Below are 17,789 nucleotides of genomic sequence, written 5' to 3' on the forward strand. Positions count from 1 at the left end.
CCTGAAGTTAAGTGCACATAAGAAAGAAGGTGTTACTATGCAGGTTAAGACTTATCTTATATCAGAAGGTGTTAAATATACAGAGACCATAATACAAGATGGTTATATTAATAAGATATATAAAGTTGATAATTGCAGGAAAGATATATATGCAATTCCTGATGCCTGCATAGACATACAGTTTATATATGAAAAGGGCAGATATGTTCCATATGCGTGCGGAACACATACTAAGGTCAGCCCTGCATATATAAGTGGAAGCAGGAAAACTTTTGCAGTTAAATTTGAACCAGGTGTAATTCCAGATTTTATGAAAGAGTATATTTCGGACATAGTATGTGACAGAAAATGCCTTGCTTATATAGATGATATACAGAATATATCATCTATGCTTCAAAATGAAGATGATTTTGAAAAAATGGTGGATATTTTTATGGATAATTTCCGGTATGACAGGCATTTTGCAGATAAGAAAAATATTATTGCAAGCATAGCAGGCATTATTCATAAGGGTAAGGGCAATATAAATATTGCAAAGATAGCCGAAGAGGTAGGCTACAACCAGAGATATCTTGACCGTGTGTTTAAGGAAGCTGTTGGCGTTTCTATGAAAAAATATGCGGAAATAATAAGAATACAGAAGGCAATATATTATTTGCAGAACAGTCTTACTTATGAGATATACGAAAGGCTTGGATATTATGACCAGGCACATTTTATAAAGGATTTCAAGAAAAATACTTCACTTACGCCGAGCAGGTTTGAGAGGGCCAACAGCCAGTATAAGATAGTATAGTTAATGGCAGCAGTAACATAAGTGTTATAGAAAAGAGGTAGTCTATGAGTTATATTAATAATCCAGATATTACTAAGGAAGATATATTAAAGAAAAGTTTGGCACATTGGAATGTTGGAAAGACACAGGAATGGATTGACAGGGATATGGCTATCGTTATGGGCAAAAGAGAGGGCTATTATTTCTGGGATCTGGATGGCAGAAAGTTCTTAGATATACATATTAATGGTGGTACATACAACTTAGGACATAGAAATAAAGAGATTATAGGTGCTTTAACAGATGCTATGACAGAGCTGGATATAGGTAATCACCATTTTACAGGAATAACCAAGGCACTGCTTGCGGAGCAGTTGACAAGCCTTTGTCCTGACGGACTTGATTATGCATGCTTTTCAACCTGTGGTGGTGAAGCAGTTGACCTTGCAATAAAGAGTGCAAGATATGCTACACAAAGAAAGAGAGTTGTATCAATTCAGGGCTGTTATCATGGACATACAGGTCTTTCAGTATCGACAGGAGATGCAAGATTTAAAGATCCATTTCTTTGTCAGGGAGCACCTGGAGAATTCGTACAAGTTCCCCTTAATGATCTTGATGCAATGGAGGCAGAGCTTAAGAAAGAAGATGTAGCGTGTGTAATTATAGAATCACTTCTTGCAACTTATGGCTTCCCAATTCCAGATAAGGGCTATCTTGCAGGTGTTAAGAAGCTTTGCGAGAAATATGGAACATTGTATATAGCAGATGAAACACAGACAGGTCTTATGAGAACCGGAAAAATGTGGTGCTTTGAACACGAGGGCTTCGTTCCGGATATGATTACAACAGCTAAAGGCTTTGGAGGTGGAATATATCCAATATCAGCAACGGTTATGAACAAAAAAGCGGCAAGCTGGATGTTTGATATAGGAAGAATGCACGGTTCTACCTGTGGTAATTCAGAATTAGGCTGTGTTGTTGCGATGAAGGTTCTTGAAATATCAACAAGAAAAGAAACAGTTGATAATATTAATAAGAATACCAAGATTCTTACAGAAAGAGTTAATGCACTTATTGATAAATATGATGGATTTATTACAGGTTATACACAGCGTGGTGTAATTATGGGTATTAATTTTGACTGTGAAGATGCAAGCAAGACAGTATGCAAGCCATTATTTGATAACGGCGTATGGTCACACAATTCAAGACTCCACCCTGATACATTGCAGTTAAAGTTAGGACTTTTGTGTGATGATGCATTTATGGACGAATTATTTGAAAAAATAGATAAGGGTCTTGCACAGGCACTTTCAAAGTAGGTTAGAAGTAAAGATTAGTTAAAGCAGGATATTTTAAGATACTCATTGTGATTTTTCAGGAAAGTTCTAAGTGAATTATGTATGTGCGGAAAAGAGGGCTATATGAATGATACGCGACAGGCATTAGAAAAAGATGTAAGAGATAATTTATTATTACTGTATGATTTTGATAAAGATTATGATGTAAAGTTATTGAAATATTCAGAAAATGTTATATTCAAAATTACATTTAAAGAAGCTTTTCCTGTAGTATTGCGTATACACAGACCGGGGTATCACAATATAGAAGAACTGGAAGGTGAAATATTATGGATGGACGAAATCCACCGTGATACGGACGTAGAACTTCCAGTCGTATATCGTGGCAGGGATGGCAGATTTCTTCAAAAAATAACTACATTTTCTGGTGAAGAAGTATATGTTTCAGTTATATCATTTCTTGAAGGAAGTCCACTTGGTGAGCTTAAAGATGACGAACTTATAAAAGGACTTGAAAGCCTTGGAGAAATAACAGCGAAGCTTCATATGCAGTCAATTAATAGAGATAAGAGTGTTGTTATTAAGAGATTTTACTGGGATATCAACAATCTTTTTGGCGACAATAACGATGGAATATGGGGCTCGTGGCGTGATTATAAGGCTTTAACTAAAGAGCAGTACAGGATACTTGAAAAATGTACATCTGTAATGAAGGACAAACTTAATCATTATGGCAGAAGCAATGAAAAATTCGGACTTATCCACGCAGATTTACATTTTTATAATGTGATTAATAATAATGGTGTCAACCAGATAATAGATTTTGATGACAGCGGTTATGGATTTTATATGTATGATATGGGCTGTGCACTTGTTACTTATTCGGGAAATCTGACAAAGCTTGAAGGAGCGTGGGTAAGAGGCTATGAGAAAGTAAGAAAATTATCAGACGAAGACAAGAAGTTTATACCGATGTTCGTATTATTAAGGCGTATTACAAGACTTGCGTGGCTTGCGACTCATAGTGACAGTGACACAGCCAAGACTGTAGATGATGAATATCTTGATGTCACTATCGATATGGCTAAGGAGTGGTTAAAAGCCAATACCAGGGTAGCTGTTATTACGGGTGCGGCTGGCGGAATAGGCTATGGAATTGCAAAGAAATTCTTAGAGTCTTGCAAGTGATGATGCAGAGTATGTTACAGGCACAGCCAATATAATAGATGGTGGTAACATAATTCCTGAGACTGGGGTTATGGGTACAGAGTAAATAATATATTTGTGTAGGAGCTGGTGAAGTATGGTAAATGTTGTTATGACTGCACTTGTGTATCTGCTGACTATGGTGATGTCGTATATTTTAAAAAGAGCAGGGCTGTTTCATAAAGAAGACAAAAAGGTGTTGTCAAACCTGATATTTTATATTACTCTGCCAGCTTCTTTAATAAGCAGCTTCGCTGGGGCAGAAGTAAATGTATACTATGTAATAGCGATACTGCTGGGATTTCTGGTTAATACGGTTATGGTGATATCAGGACAGATAGTTTCGGCTGATAAAAGTCCTGAATTAAAGGCAATATATTCGGTTAATGCTTCGGGATTTAATATGGCCTGTATTGCAATTCCATTCTTATCAACCTTTTATCCAGCAGGTGTGCCTTATCTATGTATGTTTGATGTCGGAGATTCTTTTTATACATTGGGAACAACCTATGCAATAGGCAAAATGAGACTTAATGGAGGCAGTAAAGATAAAAATGATAATTATGTATTAACAATTTTAAAAGGATTGTTAACATCAGTTCCATTTGATACATATATGATTATGACAATACTGTCATTTCTTAATTGCAGGCTTCCGGATTTTGTAACGATGGCAGCAGATTTCTGTGGAAAAGGAAACGGATTTCTTACAATGATAATGATAGGTGTGTCATTAGAACTTCATATGAGCAGAGAGTCTGCAAAAGAAGTGATAACACTGCTTTCAATGCGTTATGTTATTGGTATTATTGCAGCTGTGCTTATATATTGCGTACTTCCGGCACCGCTAGTTATGAGACAGATATTAGCGGCGGCAATGTTCGCATCATCAGCGGCTGTGTCAATAATATATAGCGAGAGGCTGGGTGTATCTACCGATATAGCGGCGGCGTTAAATCCGATATCTACGATACTTATGATTCCTATTATGTCACTTGTGGTGATGGGGACTATGGGGAGGTAGGTAAATATAAGACAAGACGGACGTTGTGCGAGGGTGTTATATTACCGCTGGGCACGCTCTCGCTGCTTGTAGCCGTAGCGGACACGTAAGCGGCTAAAGGACAGCCGCTAAGTGCCGACGGCTGCAAAAGCACCCAGCTTGTAATATAACAGCCTCGCACGACTGTGCGTTGGCGATATTTACGTGTTGCGTAGGAGGCACGGTGATATTTCTCTTAGAAAATATCCCCGTGATTTTTTTATGCTCAATTTTTGGGATAGTGTAGATGTATTGTGGGGATAATGTAATTTTAGAGGGAAATAGTGTAATTTTAGTGAAAAATAGTGTAATAATAGTGTAATTTTAGTGGAAAAAATATGAGGGGGATTGTATTATATATTTATGAGGATATATGTAAGGAGATGATGTTATTAGTGATAAAGGCTGTTTTAAATAACGATATTGTACGAATGATAACTAATATTGAACAGAATAAATTTACGCTTAATAATATAAAAATACCAGCTATTACGAGAAATAAACTTCGTAAGAATTCTAAGAAAAAGAGTTCGTATGCTTCTAATAAAATAGAGGGAAATCCGTTGACGGAAAAGCAGGTAAGCGATGTTATAGATAAAGATGAGCATAAGCATTTTTTAAAGCCAGAGCAGGAAGTTCGTAATTATTATATGGCACTGAATTATCTTGAGGAGCAGATAGCTAAGAAAGCACCATTTACAAAGGAACTTATATTAAAGGTCCAGTCAATTGTAGAAAAAGGGGCATCTAAAGAAAAAATAGGTTTAAGGGGTGCAATGCCGCCGGGATATTTATTTGCTGTGTATGATTCTGAGACACAGGAAGCAGAATATATACCACCAGAGTATAATGAGATACCTGAATTATTAGATGAACTTGTTGAGTATGTTAATACAACTGATGACCATCCACTTATTATAGCGGCAATTGTTCATTATCAGATAATTACAATACACGCATTTGAAGATGGTAATGGAAGAACAGCGAGACTGCTTTCAGGATATATATTAGATTATTATGGTTATGGATTTCAGGGTATAGGCTCATTAGAGGAATATTTTGCATATGACTCAGATGAATACTATAGTTCATTACAAATGGGTCTGCCAGCATTGTACTATATGGGGCGCGAAAATCCACCTCATCCAGAGATATGGATAACGTATTTTTTGAGAATGATGGAATTATATTCTAATAAGGTCTGCGAGTTATCAATGGAAACCAATAAGCAGAGTGAACAAGTTAATTTATCTTATCTTAATAAGAAGGATAAAGAATTATTAGCATATTTAATAGAGAATAAAATGTATGAATTTAAGCCTGTTGATGTGGCAGGAGCATTGAAAGTTACTAATAAGACCGTTATTAACAGATGTGCGAAATTATATTCTAATGGATTTGTAGTTCCTGTTATTACAGGGGTAAGAATTATGGCGTATAGATTGACAGATTACACAATAAGTAATGCAGATACAATATTAAAGAACATTTTGTAAGCTGATTGCAAGCTATATATGTTAATATTAATCATATTACAATTATTACAATGTTAAGAGAATTAGTGAGAGTAAAAGAGGTGGGGTTAGTGTACAGGATAATGATTGTGGAAGATGACAGGGAATTAAGGGAGACATTAAAGGAACTGCTTATCTTAAAGAATTATGACGTTATAACGTCGGGAAGTGTTAAAGAATTTGATGAGCATACGGATATATATGATATGTATCTGCTTGATGTGAAGCTTCCTGATGGTGATGGGTTTGACATTTGTGAAAGAATAAGACATAACAGCGATGCACCGATTATATTTATTACCTCGTGCGATGATGAGGAATCTATTATAAAAGGGCTTGATATGGGTGGAGATGACTATGTGACGAAACCATTTCATAATGCGGTGCTGTTATCAAGAATAAGTGCCAATCTGCGAAGAAGAGATATGAATTCAGGTGATGTCTATAATAAAGGAAGCCTGTCAGTGCATTTTGACCAGTATAAGCTTTATCGTGACGGCAAAGAGCTTAAGCTATCATCAAATGAATGGGATATTATAAAGATATTGATTGAGAATAAAGGCAGGGTTGTAAGGCGTGATGTGTTCTTTGACAGACTGTGGGATATGCACGGCAATTATGTGGAATATAACACACTGACAGTTACAATGAGCAGATTAAAAGCAAAGCTTGGAACATTCTCAGATGAGCATATTCCATATATTGAAACAATAAGAAATGTAGGATACCGCTGGATAATATAAAAAGAGGGGGAAAGCTATGGGAATAGTTAGAATTACAGAAGAAGATGTTAAGAAAAACGTAAGAAATTATAGAATAAAACAGACATTTTTCGTGTTAGGAGTAATGGCTGTAAGTGTGATTATAATAGTGTCGTTAATTGTATATTATAATATTAAACAAAGGGCTCTTGTTGGAGCTCTTTATTTGTCAGATGAGAATTCGGCAGTACAGCTTGTTAATAACCTGATGTATCTTAATATTAATAAGTATACGTTACAGGCAGGCTCTAATGCAATGCTTGCGGCAGGTTATTCAGCTAAAGGCTACACATATTTATTAAGGATAAATGGAGAGCTTGTAAGTTATATTGTAATATCTTTAATACTTGCTGTAATTCTTATATACGGTCTTATCAGCTGTTATAAGATTGGCAAGAAAGATTATATGGGACAGATTAAGCTGATTGCAGGAAAGAATGTTTCTTTGAAGGAGGAGCTTAATAAAGAGCAGGAGTATAATAAAATACAATATAAGAAAATGCAGGAGTTTGTTGAGAATATAGCACATCAGATTAAGACACCGCTGTCTGTAATTACAATGAAGCTTGAGATGATACAGGAATTATGCGGCATTAATGAAGATATATGCAGACTGATAACAGATTGTACGAAGAATACATTTAAAATTAAGATGTTTATTAAGAAATTACTAGACATAAGCCGTATAGAGTCAGGAAAAATCACACTTTCATCAGATGAGATAGTTATTGATTATATAGTTGAGGAGAGTGTGGAGTGTTCGGTTGATGATAAGCAGAAAGTGTCGGTTAATTATGGCAATGAAGACAGACATAGAAAGATGTATGCAGATGAGGGCTGGCTTTTAGAGGCGTTGATTAATGTTATAAGTAACTGTTATGAACATATTAACCAGAAGAAGGGCGGTATGGTCTATATAGATATAAGCAGTAATTCAGAGGTATGTATGATAACTATATCTGATAACGGTGATGGAATACAGGATTGTGATGTGGCGGGGATATTTGACAGATTTATGAGCAGGAAAAGTCAGGACGAATTCCACGCAGGAATAGGACTTAACCTGTCGAAACTTATAATAGAAGCACACCACGGAAATATAAGGGCAGGCAATAGTGATAAGTATGGCGGGGCACAATTTAAAATAATATTGCCATTATATAAATTTAAGGGCAAATTGTAAGCCGTATGTAAGTCGTGCAATATATAATACAGTCATAGCAATAAATAATAAATTAAAAACTTTCAGTAATCAGACAGGCGGGAAGCAGGACATTGTGTAGTGATGAAGTACAGCGGACAAGCCTGATAACAAAAGATAAGGAGGTGTGAAGATGGAATACATATTGAAAGCAGAGGGTATATGCAGAACCTATCATACTGGAACGGTTGAGGTACACGCATTGAAAAAATGCGACATTAATATTAAGAAAGGTGAATTTACTGCGATAGTAGGAAAGAGTGGTTCGGGTAAATCGACACTTTTAAGAATATTAGGAACGCTTGATAAGCCAGATGAGGGTAATGTATGTATAGATGGCATTAATATAGCTGAACTTAAGGATAAGCAGTTATCAAAGTTCAGACGTGAGAATATCGGATATATATATCAGGATTACAGCCTTATACCAGAATATACAGCGTATGAGAATATAGTCCTGCCATTAATTCTTGACAATAAAGACATTGACGGGGACGAAGTAAGGGAATTGATGAGTTCGTTGCAGATAGAATATTGTTATGAGAAATATCCGTATGAGATGTCAGGGGGTGAGCAGCAGAGGGTGGCAATAGCAAGGGCATTGATTAATCATCCGGCTGTTGTATATGCTGATGAACCAACTGGTAATCTTGATGCAGGAAGTTCAGAAAATGTAGCTGCAATGCTTGCATTAGCGGCAAGTAAATACCGCCAGACTATTATTATGGTAACACACGATAAGCAGATGGCTGGATATGCAGACAGGGTATTGAGTATTGTAGATGGAAATGTATCATCGGAGGTGGTTGTATGAACATAGAATTGCTGGAATACTGCCTCAAAGGACTGCGTAAAAGGTGGAAAGAAGTATTAAGAACTTCGGTGGTTATATTTATAGCTTTTACATTTGTAGCTGGAACACTTATATTCCAGAGCAATATGTATAAATGGCAGATACAGTCAGCTAAGAGCCGTTTTGGAAGCTGGTATGTAATGTATGAGGGCTCAGTCAAGGCTGAAAATAATGATTTGAAAAATCATCCGTATCTTGGAACTGCCGGTCTGGCACAGGTTAATAATTATGTATATAATTCGGTGGGAAAGACTGATATAAGTATTGGCACGTTGTCAGACAGATTTATTGAGATAGGTAATATAAAGCTTAATAAAGGAAGAATGCCAGCAAAGGATAATGAGATTGCAGTTGAGTGGAGTACACTTATAAAGCTTGAACAGGGCAGTGATATTGGACAGGATATAGTTATTGATACATATCTGAATGGAACTTCTGATAAATTAACTAAGACATATAAGCTTGTTGGAATACTTAACAGTTACACAGATGTGTGGCAGGGCGGTGATAAGCTTCCAGGTATCATTGTAACTGAGAGTGAGGGAAAAGCCATTAACAGATATGGCGGCGGTATATTTATTTATCCTATTAATGATTACATCAAAGAGGATTATAGGGATATATACAATGGAATTGAGCAGAAGGTAAGTCCTATATATATTACATATAACAGCAGTGTATATGATTATAAGCCGTGGAAGGATAATTATGTATATAAATATATGTACATAGTTGTTATGATACTTGCCATAGCAGCAATAATATATCAGCTTATATCGTATAATAAAGCAAGAAGCAGGACACGCAGTATTGTTAAGAACATAGGTGCAGGCAATGTACAGATGGCATTTATAATTATAATTGAAAATGCTGTTATATTGATAAGTTCATTGCTGTTATGTCTGATTTTTTCAATAGTTGCAGGGAAAGCGGTATGTATATTTATTGAACACAAATGTGGTTTTGAGTTCTACTCAATAGATAATAGTGTGTATGTTAATACATTTCTGACATTTATAATAGCTGTAATTATGTGCTGTGTCATCAATATAATTCAATGGAGTAAAAGAAGCAGGGGACAGTCTTACAGGGTTAGAAAGTATAAGAAACCAAGGATACGCAGTAAGTCAATCAATAAGGATAATTATATATGTTACACGCATAAAAGGCTTATGCAGTCGCACGGAGCAGTCCAGAATATACTTACAAGGGTATTTGGCATATTAATGCTAGTAATAATAGTTGTATGTGCTATGAACATATCTGTAACATATAAAAACTATAATAATATCACAAAGAGTTCAGATATAATAGCTTTTAAAAAGGTTGATAAAAAAGGCTATTATAATATTAATTATATATATAACCCTGTTGCAATATGGACCAATGAGATGAAGGAGAAATTCAGTAAAGACAGCAGTTATTTATTAATAGCTGAGCAGAATGGCAAAGTTGATAATGTAACAAAAGAAGAATATTTTCAGAGGTCAAAAAATATACCACAGAACAATGACAGTGGAATAATTTATACATATGGCAATGTGGTTATTGAAAAGTATGCAGATGCCTATATGTATCAGGGAATAGATGAGCACATAATAGATTATATAAAGGGAATATCCGGAATAAAAGATGTGCAGTATTCCTGTTTTGAAACGTCAAGGATGTGGACCTGGGAAGGCTGGAATATACAGGAGGCTAAGTCAGTAAATAATAATTATCTGTATGCGGCTGAGTATGTTGAGCCATCTTATGAAATCTATAATATACTGATAGATTATGCTAAGGATTGCGATTTTAGTTATGAAGATTTCTGTAATGGCGATGCGGTAATTGTATTTGAAGAACCCAATATACATGGAGGGTATGATAGTACAATTGGCAAAGATACGAAGATAAATCTTATGAATTATTGCAGCTTTCCAAAAGGTTCTACATCTTATGACAGTTCTTATGGTGGTGAATATTACGAAAATTTATATGAATATATGTATAATAATGGAATGATAACGGTTAATGATAATTACAAGTCATTTAATGAGGATTATCTTACTTCTGATATAACCACAGAAGAGCTTGATAAAAGGTGCAGGGAAATAATGAATATAGATGAAAATATTCAGGTCAGCAGGTCAGTTGCTGAAGGTATCGTTGGAAATACTATTTTAAATGAATATGAATATGATACTCTTTTTGCACCGGCGGCAGTGACAAGGGCTGCTAATGTAGTCTATGTTAATGATGAAATAAAGGAAAGATTAAAAGAGTATATACCTGAGTATGCCAAATATACGATGGTAGCTTCTAATAAGCTTGGACAACGGGCCGTAGACCGCCAGAATGAATTGCTTAGAAATCTGCTTGGTATGGAAGAATTACCAGAAACAATTACACTTGCAATGAAATACAACCAGATTAATGTAAAGTACAGCTTAGATTCGGTAAATCTTTCTACAGGCAATAATCTGCAATCATATCTTGGACCAGCAGGATTTTCATATTATGTGTATTCAGATGATAAAGATGATGCCAGAAGGGAAGCAATAGTCAATTACATATTATATGGAGTATCTCTGGCGGCAGCAGTATTCGTGTATATAGCAGTATCTCTGGTTATTCTTGTAACGAGAATGAAACAGTATAAAGATATAATACGTGTTATGAGGAATACAGGTGCAGACAGGGAAGTAATAGAGAAAATCTGTATGAAGGAATGTATCGTGTTATCGCTGTGGTGTATAATACTTGCACCAGTAACGCTTGTGGCAGAGTATCTTGTAATACATAAGATAATCAAAGGATACTAAAATATAATTAGAATTAAAGATATAATCAAAATATAAATATTTTAAAATAAAAAATGCGGATGACAGGAATCGAACCTGCACATCGTACGATACTAGAACCTAAATCTAGCGCGTCTGCCAGTTCCGCCACATCCGCAAGCGAATACTACTTTAACATATAATAAAAAAATAGTCAACTTATCTTAACAGGGCCTCTATAATGGAGGCTCTGTTTTTCCAGTCGTGCCTGTTATGGCACAGGCTGTAAGCGTTATCAGCAATAGCCTGAAGCTTATTGTCGTCTGCTAATAATTCTTTAATATAGTCTGTAAGAGGCTTGGTGATATTAAGGTCATACCCGGAAAGCTCATAATCCCTTAACATATTAAGGTCATACAATATTATATTCTGTCTGTCGGTGAATAATTCATCAATATATATAGATGAGTCAGAGAGGCTGACAGCACCATTAAGACAGCTGTTAAATATACGGTCGTGAATGCCATTTTTAAACCAGGGCATTACATTAAGTGATATTTTGGACTGGCTTATCATATCAAGGCATTTCTGGGAATTAACATCGCCGTGCATAATGATATTCTCAGGGTGGTTACATTCTATATAATTATAGCCGGCACCATATGTATTAAGCTTTATTCCAGAGTCTGCAAGCATACGGATAACAAGCTGTCTGTAGTGAAATCTTACAGAAAGGTCAACATACATCATTGGCGGCATACAGTTGGCGAGCTGTTCATCAGTTATTTCTGGAAATTCTTCTTTAAGACACATTTCTGAGAGCTCATCAATAGTAAGGTCTGGTGACATAATAAGGCGTTCTAAGGCACTTTCATAGAAATCAATATAATCCTGTTCCATATTATTAAGCTGCTTTCTTAGAATATGCTTAGGAGTGTAATTGCCTGTAAATATTACATCGATTGGACGTTGGCACATTGGCAGGTAATCATAATCTTTAATAAGCTTTCTGTGTTTATTGAGCTCGGTTCCGGCAGATGGGATAAAATATACATCAACATCGGGAAAGAAGCGTTTCATATAATCAATATGCATATGGTCAATATTGACCTGACGATAATGTTCAGGCAGAGCTTTAAGAAACTGATTGTAATATAAAGGGTGGTCAACAACGATATTAATAACTGTAACACCAGAATAGTCCCAGAAGTTCCAGCCATCATTGTTATATAACCCTTCTTCGCCCTCAAGTCCCTCAAAGTTAAAGGTAATTGCATAGAGCTGTTCATTGCAGTGATTATTATAATAGTGCATAAGCTCATTAAAGCTGTTCTTTGATAAAAGCAGGTTGTACCAGAATATTTCGTATCCCTTGCTTTCTAAATATTCAGCTATTTCAACAGAGAAGAACTCAAGTGTTTCAACTCCACCTTTAAACATTATTATCCTTTTCATAATATAATCCTTAAATATCTTTGAATATAGTATCAAGTGCAGAGGCATCAAGCTCCTCAGCACGTCCTGCATCGATATATTCAGCAACGTGTGGGTCTATAGGCATTTTAGCAACATTTTTAATGCCCATATCTTCGGCAACCTTATCAATATTGCTTTTTCCGTAAATGTAGTGGATATTGCCACAGTCAGGACATTTGAAATATGACATATTCTCTACAATTCCGATAACAGGAATATCCATCATCTTAGCCATATTAACAGCCTTTTCAACAATCATAGATACGAGATCCTGAGGTGATGTTACAACAACAATTCCGTCAACCGGGAGTGTCTGGAATACAGTAAGTGGAACATCGCCAGTTCCCGGTGGGCAGTCGATGAACATACAGTCTGTATCTTCCCAGGCTACTTCTTCCCAGAACTGCTTAACAGCACTGGCGATAACAGGACCTCTCCATATAACAGGGTCGGTTTCGTTATCAAGAAGATAGTTAAGTGACATAGTCTTGATACCTGTGCGGGTTTCTGGTGGGTATATTATTGTACCTTCTTCATTGCAGGTTGCCTTGCCTGAAAGACCAAAAGATTTAGGGATAGATGGTCCTGTTATATCAGCATCAAGAATGGCAGTTTTAAGACCAGACTGGCGTGCTTTAACCGCAAGAAGTGAAGTTACAAGTGACTTTCCGACACCGCCCTTACCACTGACAACAGCTATAACTTTCTTTACATTTTTATTATTATCATTTCTTGAGTTCTGTGGTGCTGTTCTTTCGCTACAGTCAGAACCGCAGCTTGAACAGTTATGTGAACATGCTTCGCTCATTAGATAATCCTCCTGTATTAATAATTGTTAATAATGTGAGTGTCAGGGGCATAAACAGCGGTTTCTTAGCGAAGAAAAGCATATTTACCTGTGACACGTCATAATTAGAATTATTGTAGCATAATTTAAGTGTTAATCAAAGAGGAAGATGTTATGCAAATATACTAATTAATTTCATATTGACAAAATTCAAGGTATATAATATATTAATCATAACAACTGCACTAATTAATATAGTACAGTTAATACATTGCAATGGATAACTGGTATAGAATACTGGTAGTAATTATAAGATCTATAAGACTTATGATAGTTAATAACAATTATAGATAAATTATAATCAATATGAATTAAACATTAGAAAGGATTGGTAATACGATGTTCGTTATAGATGTCATGTCGCGAGTGCCTGTATATGAACAGATTATAAATCAGGTTGAGGAGCAGATAATGACTGGAATTCTTAAAGAGGGAGATAAAATGCCATCTGTAAGAAGTCTGTCAGTTAAACTGTCAACTAATCCTAATACAATTCAGAAAGCGTATTCAGAGCTGGACAGAAGACAGATGATAGTCACAGTTCCGGGTAAAGGGTCATTTATATCGCCTGACGCACTTGAAGCTTTGGGAGTTAATGTAAGGGAGAAGCTTCCTAAGTTAAACCAGATTGTAAGGGAGCTTGCATTAGCAGGTATTTCTAAAGATGAGATTATTGAAAATGTTAATAAGGTATATGAAGAAATAGAATAAATAAGGGAGGGCTTGTGATGATTAAGGTTAAGGAAGTCAGCAAGAATTTTGAAGACTTTGTTGCACTTGATAATATTACTTGTAACATCAGTGACGGCTGTATATACGGAATGGTCGGCTCTAATGGTGCAGGAAAGTCAACATTTTTAAGAGTTCTTGCAGGTATATATAAGCCGGAAAAGGGTGAGGCATATATAGATGATGCCCCAATATATGAAAATCCTAAGATTAAGGAAAATGTAGTTCTTGTGGCAGATGAATTATTCTTTCTGCCAGGTACGAATATGAATAAAATGGCAAAGCTGTATGCATCAATATATGAAAAGTTCGATTGGGAAAGATTTAATAAGCTTACAGAGCTTTTCGAGTTAAATCCAGCAAAGCCAATAGGTAATTTTTCTAAAGGAATGAAAAGACAGGCGGCTATTATACTGGCATTGTCTACAAGGGCAAAGTATATGTTCTTTGATGAGACATTTGACGGGCTTGACCCTGTTATGAGAAATCTTGTTAAAAAGCTTATATGCAATGATGTTATTGAATATAATGCAACTGTTATTGTGACTTCACATTCATTAAGGGAGCTTGAGGATATATGTGACCATCTTGCATTACTGCACAGAGGAGGTCTTGTACTTGACAGTGACGTGCTTGAATTAAAGACATCACAGTTTAAAATTCAGGTTGCATTCAGGAATGAATTCTCAAGAAGTACATTTGATGAATTTAACATAATAAGATACAGACAGGAAGGTTCTGTTGCCAATATGATTATTAATGGCGACAGAGATACAACTGTTGAGAAGCTTAGTAAGTTAAATCCGCTTGTTCTTGATGTGCTTCCGCTTACATTAGAAGAAGTATTTACTTATGAGATGGAAGCGTTAGGTTATGAATTTGATACAGCATTGGAGGTGGAACTTGATGGACAATACTAATAATAAAAATGTATTTAGTTTAAAGCTGTTCTGGCAGACAGTAATACAGTTAAAGGTGATTGGATTTATATCTTTAGCAGTTGTGGCATTTGTATCAGGATTTCCAATTATCATAGAAGGACTTAATATTAAAAAAATGATAAATGCCGCTAATGCTGCAGCAGAGAGTGGCACAGAAGTTATTAATATGTCATCGCCTTATACATCATTGGTGTCACCGATATCATCACAAGGAGTGCTGCTGATTGTTGTATTGGTTATAACACCGATACTTGCTCTTTATGCGTGGTCATTTCTTAATAAAAGAAGTACAAGTGATTTCTACCATTCACTTCCGTACAAAAGAAAGGCATTATTTATAAGTAAGTTCGCTGCAGTTACATTCTGGCAGGCAGTATCAATGCTGACAGCTTTTGTGGCAAGCTTTATAGGCTACCACATTTTTAGGAACTATTTTATAGTTGATTATGGTGTAACAATTCATATATATGTTGCAGAATTTATATGTGCACTTCTTTGCAGTGCGGCAATTGCACTGGCTTGTTCAATAACAGGAAATATATTCAGCAATATATGTGTGTCAGGACTTATAGTATTTCTTCCAAGATTTATTATACTGCTTGTCGCAATCACAGTTACAGGTTCAGTTGCTACAGCTACTATGGAATGTCCTGTGTGGATACTTGATAATTCTTATAATATGCTTACAGCACAGGTGCTTGGTGTGTTTGACTCGATATATAGTACATCGTCAAGTGTTTCACAGATGCTTTTGTCAATTGCATCTAATATGTATACACTGGTTCTTGCCATTATTTATATTGTTCTTGGCTGTGTGCTGTTTACTAAGAGAAAGAGTGAGACAGCAGGTAAGCCGGCACTTGGCTGGAAGTTACAGTTTGCAATAAGAACTGCAATCGGTTTTGTTATAAGTGTTCTTGGCGTTATGCTTTATATAAGGGAAAAGCGTGGCGGCTACAGTGGATATTTCCTTGAATATATAGTAGTTCCATTTGTGGTGGCTGCATTTGTTGTAATAATATATGAAGTCATATCAAGCAGGAAACTTCACAGAATAATAAAAGCAATGCCTTCAATTATTCTGGCTTACGTCCTTGCGGCAGTATTTGGAGTGATTGTTAATGCAGGAATTGGGCAGATGCTTTCGTACGTTCCAGATACTTCAAAGGTAAAGTATGTAAAGATGTCAATTGTAAACGACAATATGTTATCCTACAGTTATTCAGAAGAAAAAGATTATTTTGAGGATATATTAGGGAGACTTAAGATAACAGATGAAGAAGTTATAAAGCTTGTAGCAGACAGTATTGAGGATAATTTACAGAATATACAGGATATCAGTGCAGGTTATTATAATAATGGAAGAAAAAATGAAGAATATATAAAATATAATGTGTATATTAAAGACGGCATATTTGGAAGATACAGAAAAGTATTCATTAAGCAGTCAGAGGTTGTTAAGCTTGCTTCTAAGTTCGAGAATATGCAGGATATAAGTAAGGAATATAAGAATCTTCCAGCATTTGAAGATGCAAAGCTTTCATTTATGGATAGCATATTTACACAGGAAGCAGCTAAAGAAGTGTATGAAACTTTCATTAATGAAATTAACAGTATTCCATTTACACAGTATTATAGCTGTATTAATGATATTTCATCAAGATACAGGGGTGGTATGCCATATATATACATTTCGTTTACAAGAAATGGAATACCATACTCAGCACAGATATTATTAGGTGATAAGCTTCCTAAGACTTTAAATGCTTATTATAATGCAGTTAATAAAGTAGCATCACAGAATATATCAGAGACAAGTAATAAGCTTAAAAAGTATCTTGATAACTTTGAAAGTAAACGATTGAATAAATCGGACAATGATGATGATTTTACATTGTATATATATTCAATAAAAGACGGCGATTATTATTATATGGACAGCAGTAATATATCAGATATGACTCTTATCAGTGAAATAAGAAAAGCACTTGACAATCCATTTGATAAGACCTTTGATACTGATAAGGTTATATTATCAGTAAGCTATTATGATGAGGATACTTATAATAATGTTAAGTATTATATGCAACTTAGTGATTATAGTACTTTAAAGTCGTTGGGATATTAATGTTTAACAATTATAATTAAAGAATGATACAATTATAAGAAAGCTATAATTAAATGGTAATTGGGCTGTTACACTAAATGGTGATTTGTATAATATGCAGGCAGAAGGCAGTATGCTTACAGCCGCATAATGTATAGATTGAGTTTAGTGTGACAGCTTTATTTTTATGTTATTGCAGGGAATGGTTATGTAGATAATGAATAAAAAATCGGAGTGGGATAAGACAGGAACGCGGCTGATTAGTAAA

Annotated in this window: 14 protein-coding genes and 1 tRNA gene; 12 read left to right on the forward strand and 3 right to left on the reverse strand. The window is 35.3% G+C overall.

Translation table 11 applies throughout. The features are described 5' to 3' along the window. Positions 1 to 37 precede the first annotated feature (37 nt). The 9 genes from C7390_RS13100 (at position 38) to C7390_RS13140 (ending at position 11,463) form a co-directional block, all read left to right on the forward strand. Positions 38 to 796, forward strand: coding sequence for a helix-turn-helix domain-containing protein (locus tag C7390_RS13100; protein ID WP_116444321.1), 759 nt, complete (start codon positions 38 to 40; stop codon positions 794 to 796). A 44-nt stretch (positions 797 to 840) separates the two neighbouring features. Beyond that, positions 841 to 2,100, forward strand: coding sequence for a class-III pyridoxal-phosphate-dependent aminotransferase (locus C7390_RS13105; protein ID WP_116444322.1), 1,260 nt, complete (start codon positions 841 to 843; stop codon positions 2,098 to 2,100). A 102-nt stretch (positions 2,101 to 2,202) separates the two neighbouring features. Next, positions 2,203 to 3,267: a phosphotransferase enzyme family protein gene (locus C7390_RS13110; protein WP_318295704.1), complete on the forward strand. Its 1,065-nt coding sequence runs from the start codon at positions 2,203 to 2,205 to the stop codon at positions 3,265 to 3,267. A 115-nt stretch (positions 3,268 to 3,382) separates the two neighbouring features. Further along, on the forward strand, positions 3,383 to 4,309 hold the full coding sequence (locus C7390_RS13115; protein ID WP_116444324.1) for an AEC family transporter: 927 nt from the start codon (positions 3,383 to 3,385) through the stop codon (positions 4,307 to 4,309). Positions 4,310 to 4,710: 401 nt separating this feature from the next. Next, complete coding sequence (locus C7390_RS13120; protein ID WP_318295705.1) at positions 4,711 to 5,823, forward strand: Fic family protein; 1,113 nt, start codon at positions 4,711 to 4,713, stop codon at positions 5,821 to 5,823. An 89-nt stretch (positions 5,824 to 5,912) separates the two neighbouring features. Further along, positions 5,913 to 6,584: a response regulator transcription factor gene (locus tag C7390_RS13125; protein WP_318295706.1), complete on the forward strand. Its 672-nt coding sequence runs from the start codon at positions 5,913 to 5,915 to the stop codon at positions 6,582 to 6,584. Positions 6,585 to 6,600: 16 nt separating this feature from the next. Continuing rightward, positions 6,601 to 7,785: a sensor histidine kinase gene (locus C7390_RS13130; protein ID WP_116444325.1), complete on the forward strand. Its 1,185-nt coding sequence runs from the start codon at positions 6,601 to 6,603 to the stop codon at positions 7,783 to 7,785. A 151-nt stretch (positions 7,786 to 7,936) separates the two neighbouring features. Next, on the forward strand, positions 7,937 to 8,617 hold the full coding sequence (locus C7390_RS13135) for an ABC transporter ATP-binding protein (RefSeq protein ID WP_055307203.1): 681 nt from the start codon (positions 7,937 to 7,939) through the stop codon (positions 8,615 to 8,617). After that, the gene (locus tag C7390_RS13140) at positions 8,614 to 11,463 is read left to right on the forward strand and encodes an FtsX-like permease family protein (RefSeq protein ID WP_055307202.1); all 2,850 of its coding nucleotides are present in this window, start codon (positions 8,614 to 8,616) and stop codon (positions 11,461 to 11,463) included. Before C7390_RS13135 ends, C7390_RS13140 begins: the two co-directional genes overlap by 4 nt. Before the next feature lie 54 nt (positions 11,464 to 11,517). Here the strand turns inward: C7390_RS13140 and C7390_RS13145 are convergent. From C7390_RS13145 to C7390_RS13155, 3 genes are all read right to left on the reverse strand, one after another. Further along, a tRNA-Leu gene (locus C7390_RS13145) sits at positions 11,518 to 11,599 on the reverse strand. A gap of 41 nt (positions 11,600 to 11,640) precedes the next feature. Then, on the reverse strand, positions 11,641 to 12,876 hold the full coding sequence (locus C7390_RS13150; protein WP_318295707.1) for a glycosyltransferase: 1,236 nt from the start codon (positions 12,874 to 12,876) through the stop codon (positions 11,641 to 11,643). A 10-nt stretch (positions 12,877 to 12,886) separates the two neighbouring features. Beyond that, positions 12,887 to 13,705: an Mrp/NBP35 family ATP-binding protein gene (locus C7390_RS13155; RefSeq protein ID WP_055176539.1), complete on the reverse strand. Its 819-nt coding sequence runs from the start codon at positions 13,703 to 13,705 to the stop codon at positions 12,887 to 12,889. Between the two features lie 378 nt (positions 13,706 to 14,083). Between C7390_RS13155 and C7390_RS13160 the strand changes: the two genes are divergently transcribed. From C7390_RS13160 to C7390_RS13170, 3 genes are read left to right on the forward strand one after another with little or no spacing between them, the layout of a single operon-like run. After that, the gene (locus C7390_RS13160; RefSeq protein WP_022501336.1) at positions 14,084 to 14,455 is read left to right on the forward strand and encodes a GntR family transcriptional regulator; all 372 of its coding nucleotides are present in this window, start codon (positions 14,084 to 14,086) and stop codon (positions 14,453 to 14,455) included. Between the two features lie 17 nt (positions 14,456 to 14,472). After that, complete coding sequence (locus C7390_RS13165) at positions 14,473 to 15,393, forward strand: ABC transporter ATP-binding protein (RefSeq protein ID WP_022501335.1); 921 nt, start codon at positions 14,473 to 14,475, stop codon at positions 15,391 to 15,393. Beyond that, positions 15,380 to 17,542, forward strand: coding sequence for a hypothetical protein (locus tag C7390_RS13170; protein WP_318295708.1), 2,163 nt, complete (start codon positions 15,380 to 15,382; stop codon positions 17,540 to 17,542). The genes C7390_RS13165 and C7390_RS13170 overlap by 14 nt, the downstream gene beginning before the upstream one ends. Positions 17,543 to 17,789: the final 247 nt, after the last annotated feature.

The organism is Bacteroides galacturonicus, from assembly GCF_003096855.1.
Taxonomy (GTDB): Bacteria; Bacillota; Clostridia; order Lachnospirales; family Lachnospiraceae; genus Lachnospira; species Lachnospira rogosae.

Excerpts from the sequence above, each read along its gene's own strand:
- C7390_RS13100 (WP_116444321.1), top strand. The coding sequence starts at position 38 with ATGCAGGTTAAGACTTATCTTATATCAGAAGGTGTTAAATATACAGAG.
- C7390_RS13105 (WP_116444322.1), top strand. The coding sequence starts at position 841 with ATGAGTTATATTAATAATCCAGATATTACTAAGGAAGATATATTAAAG.
- C7390_RS13110 (WP_318295704.1), top strand. The coding sequence starts at position 2,203 with ATGAATGATACGCGACAGGCATTAGAAAAAGATGTAAGAGATAATTTA.
- C7390_RS13115 (WP_116444324.1), top strand. The coding sequence starts at position 3,383 with ATGGTAAATGTTGTTATGACTGCACTTGTGTATCTGCTGACTATGGTG.
- C7390_RS13120 (WP_318295705.1), top strand. The coding sequence starts at position 4,711 with ATGATGTTATTAGTGATAAAGGCTGTTTTAAATAACGATATTGTACGA.
- C7390_RS13130 (WP_116444325.1), top strand. The coding sequence starts at position 6,601 with ATGGGAATAGTTAGAATTACAGAAGAAGATGTTAAGAAAAACGTAAGA.
- C7390_RS13135 (WP_055307203.1), top strand. The coding sequence starts at position 7,937 with ATGGAATACATATTGAAAGCAGAGGGTATATGCAGAACCTATCATACT.
- C7390_RS13140 (WP_055307202.1), top strand. The coding sequence starts at position 8,614 with ATGAACATAGAATTGCTGGAATACTGCCTCAAAGGACTGCGTAAAAGG.
- C7390_RS13150 (WP_318295707.1), bottom strand. The coding sequence starts at position 12,876 with ATGAAAAGGATAATAATGTTTAAAGGTGGAGTTGAAACACTTGAGTTC.
- C7390_RS13155 (WP_055176539.1), bottom strand. The coding sequence starts at position 13,705 with ATGAGCGAAGCATGTTCACATAACTGTTCAAGCTGCGGTTCTGACTGT.
- C7390_RS13160 (WP_022501336.1), top strand. The coding sequence starts at position 14,084 with ATGTTCGTTATAGATGTCATGTCGCGAGTGCCTGTATATGAACAGATT.
- C7390_RS13165 (WP_022501335.1), top strand. The coding sequence starts at position 14,473 with ATGATTAAGGTTAAGGAAGTCAGCAAGAATTTTGAAGACTTTGTTGCA.
- C7390_RS13170 (WP_318295708.1), top strand. The coding sequence starts at position 15,380 with ATGGACAATACTAATAATAAAAATGTATTTAGTTTAAAGCTGTTCTGG.